General features: G+C 34.7%; 5 protein-coding genes. All 5 read right to left on the bottom strand.

Annotated elements, in window-relative coordinates; translation table 11 throughout:
* Positions 1-358 precede the first annotated feature (358 nt).
* Entirely contained in the window at positions 359-1,261 is a 903-nt protein-coding gene (locus KHW44_RS06870; protein WP_304067630.1) for a nucleoside hydrolase, read from the bottom strand.
* Complete coding sequence (locus KHW44_RS06865; protein WP_304067627.1) at positions 1,254-2,072, bottom strand: ABC transporter ATP-binding protein; 819 nt, start codon at positions 2,070-2,072, stop codon at positions 1,254-1,256. Before KHW44_RS06865 ends, KHW44_RS06870 begins: the two co-directional genes overlap by 8 nt.
* Positions 2,072-2,908, bottom strand: a complete 837-nt coding sequence (locus tag KHW44_RS06860) for an ABC transporter ATP-binding protein (protein ID WP_304067624.1) — start codon at positions 2,906-2,908, stop codon at positions 2,072-2,074. Before KHW44_RS06860 ends, KHW44_RS06865 begins: the two co-directional genes overlap by 1 nt.
* A complete protein-coding gene (locus KHW44_RS06855; protein WP_304067622.1) occupies positions 2,908-3,639 on the bottom strand; it encodes an energy-coupling factor transporter transmembrane component T in 732 nt (243 codons plus the stop codon). The genes KHW44_RS06860 and KHW44_RS06855 overlap by 1 nt, the downstream gene beginning before the upstream one ends.
* A partial coding sequence (locus tag KHW44_RS06850) for an ECF transporter S component (protein ID WP_304067619.1) occupies positions 3,636-4,267 on the bottom strand: 632 nt, incomplete at its 5' end. The genes KHW44_RS06850 and KHW44_RS06855, both read right to left, overlap by 4 nt.

The following is a 4,267-nucleotide window of genomic DNA, read 5'->3' as shown; positions in this document are numbered from 1 at the left end:
TAATTTTTAGGCTTATTTAACGTGCCATAAATTTCAAGATAAATTATTTTTTATTTTCTCTTGACATTTGATAGCTGGTCTTCTTTATTTAAGTATTCTCGTACTATTTTCATCTTAAATTTTGTACTATATTTTGTCATGAAAAAACTGACCTCATCTAAGTTGGTTTTGGGTCCAACTTTTTGGGGGCAGTTCATGTTAGAGGTGCTTTTTTGATTGCAATTTTTTGTAAAATCAAAATCAGTTATTAAAAACTTGAAAGTATTATTAGTGATTTCTACACTAGTTACTGATTTTGTAATTTTAAAAAACATCATTTCATATACAAAAAACTCCGAGATAATTCTCGGAGTAAATTTTATTCTGTAAGAGCTTGCATCAAAATTTCTCTAAATTTATCGATGTTTATTTTAGTGATTACTTTGCAGTTGAATTCGCCATTTTCTTCTTTGATCAAATCTCTGTAGCTCATTCCTCTTGTTTCATCGTTTTGCACATCAATTTTGATGTACATGTCTTCTGTTTCGAAGACTTCTGGATTATCCAGAACGATTACAGAGCAAGGATCGTGAATTCCTGCGTCGTTTGATGCGTAATATTTCAAAATTCTGTGTGCAAATTTGGCTCTTTTTGTTTCGATTGTATCCAAAAATTGAATTTGTTCATCAGGAATACTAGCTTTTTGTGTTACGTTGAGTCCCGCCATGATGAGTTTCACGCCGCTTTCAAATACGATTTTTGCTGCTTCTGGATCGACGAAGAAATTAAATTCGCTGAGACTTGTTACATTTCCTCTTGTAATGGAGCCACCCATTATGCTGATTTGCTCGATTTTTTCCTTGTCTTCTGGAAAAGTTCTTAGCAGTAGTGCAATGTTTGTAAGTGGTCCAACTGCAATTAGCGTGATTTTTTCAGTTGAGTTTTGGATAATTTCGTGCATCATTGTAACGGAATTTTCGCTTGTAAGTTCTGCCACATCATTTGATTCGATCATTGACCTGAATCCTGCAATCCCATCATCCCCGTGAACTGTCGCAAAGAAAGGCTCTCTTACAAGTGGTACTTCCTGTCCTTTTCCCATAGGAACATCTATGTCCAAAAGTTTTGCCAAGCATTGCATATTTCTTGTTGTGTGGTCAATTGATACGTTGCCATTTACTGATGAAAGCGCCAACAGCTTTAAATTTTTCGCATTTTTAATTGCAAACAACGCAGCTGCATCATCAACTCCCGGATCAAAATCCAATATACAATTAATCATTCGCACCTCCAAAATTTTTGATGTAATCTACAAAATCATCCACTGACAATAATTTTTCATCCAAATTAATTGAGTTACAAAGTCTTTTGATGACTGGTGGTTGAATATATGCTTTTTGTAGAATTTCATCTTCATCGAAAACTTCCTTCTTATCAGCATCTTTGATGATTTCTTTGTTGGACATTACGACAACTCTGTCGAAGTTTTCAACGACAAATTCCATATCGTGACTTATAGTAATGATTGTTTTGTTCAATTCGTGCAAATGGTCGATGACTCTTTTCAAGCAACTCATAGAATATGCGTCTTGTCCTGCTGTTGGTTCGTCAAATATGAAAATGTCGCAGTCATTTGCAATTGTAATTGCTATCGTGATAAATTTTCTCGTACTAAATGGCAAATCGTATGGATGATCGTCCAAATATTCTGAAAGTTCGCAGATTTCACACGCTTGTCTGACATGCCTGTCCATTTCATCTTCGTCAACTTTCAATGCTCTTAGTGAAAATGCAACTTCATCGTAAACTGTTGAATTGAAGATTTGATCATTAGGATTTTGGAAGACGTAGCCAACTTTTCTGGAGATTTTCGCTGTTGTCATGTCTTTCGTGTTTTTCCCGTCTAGCAAAATCTCCCCAGAGCTTGGTCTCAATAATCCGTTCATTAATTTTGCACAAGTTGATTTACCGGCTCCATTTTGTCCTACGATTGCAACTTTTTCTGAAGAATTCACGACCAAATTCAAATCATTAATCGCTTTGAATCCGTTAGGATAAGTAAAGCTTACATTTTTAAATTCTAATTTGCTCATTAATTTTCCTCCAATTCTTTCTTGCATTCATCCAAAGTTATAGGAATATTTTTGAAAAATCTTGGCTTTTCTGCATTCATCTTGTAGGCAAGTTTTGAAACAATCGGCATAGATACATTGTGCTCTTCGATTTTGTCGTTCGATAAAACTTCGTGAGTTTCATCGTTAAAGATGATTTCTCCATCGTCCATCACCACAACTCTATCGGCGTACTCTGCTATTAAATCAATTTTGTGTTCAACCAATATTATAGTTTTGTTTTGTGATTTCAAAAGTTTCAAAATATCGAAGATTTCTTCCGTTCCAAGTGGGTCGAGCTGACTTGTTGGCTCATCAAATATCAATACTTTTGGATTCATAACGATAATCGAAGCTATCGCAACTCTTTGTGATTGTCCACCTGATAATTCGTTCGGATTTTTGTCTTGCAAATCTTCTATTTTAAGTAATTTAATTACATCAGATACTCTTTGTCTGATTTCTTCTCTTGGAACTCCCAAGTTTTCAAGTCCGTATGCTATTTCTTCGAATACAGTTTTCTTGATTCCAGAGATTTGGCTGAATGGATTTTGGAATACAAATCCAACTAATTCTGCCATTTCTCCACGTTCGATATCGTCGATGTTTTTATTGTCAATGATGATGTCTCCTGTGATTTCTCCTTGAACGAAATCTGGAATTATTCCTCTTATAATATTGCACAAAGTCGTCTTGCCGGAACCATTTTTGCCAATAATTCCCACAAATTCTCCTTGCTTAACGTACAAATCCAAGTTTTTTATCGTTTTTTCTTCTTGAAGTTCATATTTGAACGAAACATTTTTAAGTTCTATCATTATTTAAACCTCCACACCAATGCCAACACAACCAAAGCAATGAAAACATAAAAAATTATTCTGTCCGTAGTTGTTTTCTTGATTTCCTTGAGGCATGTTTTTTCATTTTCAGATGCAAATCCACGCGTTTCTAGTGTAATTGTCTTTTCGTCGATTTCTGAAAGTGAAGATATAATCAAAGGTCCAAGTGACGGGAAGAACGCCTTCGCTCTGTTTTTAATGGAGCCTGTAGTTTCAATTCCACGTGCTTCTTGGGCTTTGATAATTTTGGAACTTTTCTTAATCATTTCCGGAATCATAGTCATTGTCGCCATGATAACGTAACTTGTAACGTGACTTACTCTTTTTTGTTGAAGAGCTATCATCAAATCTTCAATATCAGTTGTTTCGAAGAACAACAAAAACAAAGTTATAAGTGTAAGAATGAACTTTGTTTGTTCCAAACCATTCAATATTCCGTTAAGTGTCACTCTCATAAATCCTAAATTCAAATACACATGTTCTGTTGATTTGTCCAAGAATAATTGGAACAAAAACATTATTAATAAAACTAATAACAAAACTATCCACAATTTTTTTACGTATTGTTTGAATTTATTGTCCACTAAAGCCAATATCAAACTTAATGGAAGTACGAAAAGATACGCAAATTGCCATGGCAAAACCAACGAAATAATAACTGTAACAATGACCATAAAAAGTTTTGTTGTTGGGAAAATTTTAGATATCATTTTGCACCTCTCACGTATTTGTTCTTCTTTTCTTTTATGTATTCTAGTCCGTTAGGATATCTCAACAAGTTTCTGTTTGGAATGGATTTGATTAGAAAATACACTGCAAAAGAAGTCAAGAATTTGTCCAAAGTTTCTGTAAGAACAGTCGAACCAATAACAGATTCCCATAATCCTTTTCCTGTTGCAACCAAAAATGTCGTGATTGCACTTGAACCACTCGCTCCAGTAACGCCACCGAAAACCAAAACAGTAATTGGCGCAGACGTAATCATCGACACAAGCCAAATAATAATTCCTACTACAAATGTCTTTGCTGGAGTCTTAAACATCCCCTTCTTGCCGCAAATCCCTGCAATCAAACCAATCGCACCACTTACAACCATGTATGGAAGTTGCGTTGGATTTGTAACAGATGTCACGATATTTGTAACAACACCTGTAAGAAAACCAATCCATGGACCGCACAACACACCTGTGAACACAGTTCCTATAACATCCAAATAAACCGGCAATTTTAATGCTGCATTCAAATTTGCACCAACAAAATTGATAGCTATACCAAGTGGAATTAGTAAAATTACCGACAAGTTATAGCTCATCTTAGATTTAGATTTCATAAATTCCT

Origin of the sequence: Finegoldia magna (assembly GCF_018371055.1) — a bacterium.
Classification (GTDB): Bacteria; Bacillota; Clostridia; order Tissierellales; family Peptoniphilaceae; genus Finegoldia; species Finegoldia magna_I.
This window is presented reverse-complemented; position numbering and strand designations above follow the sequence as displayed.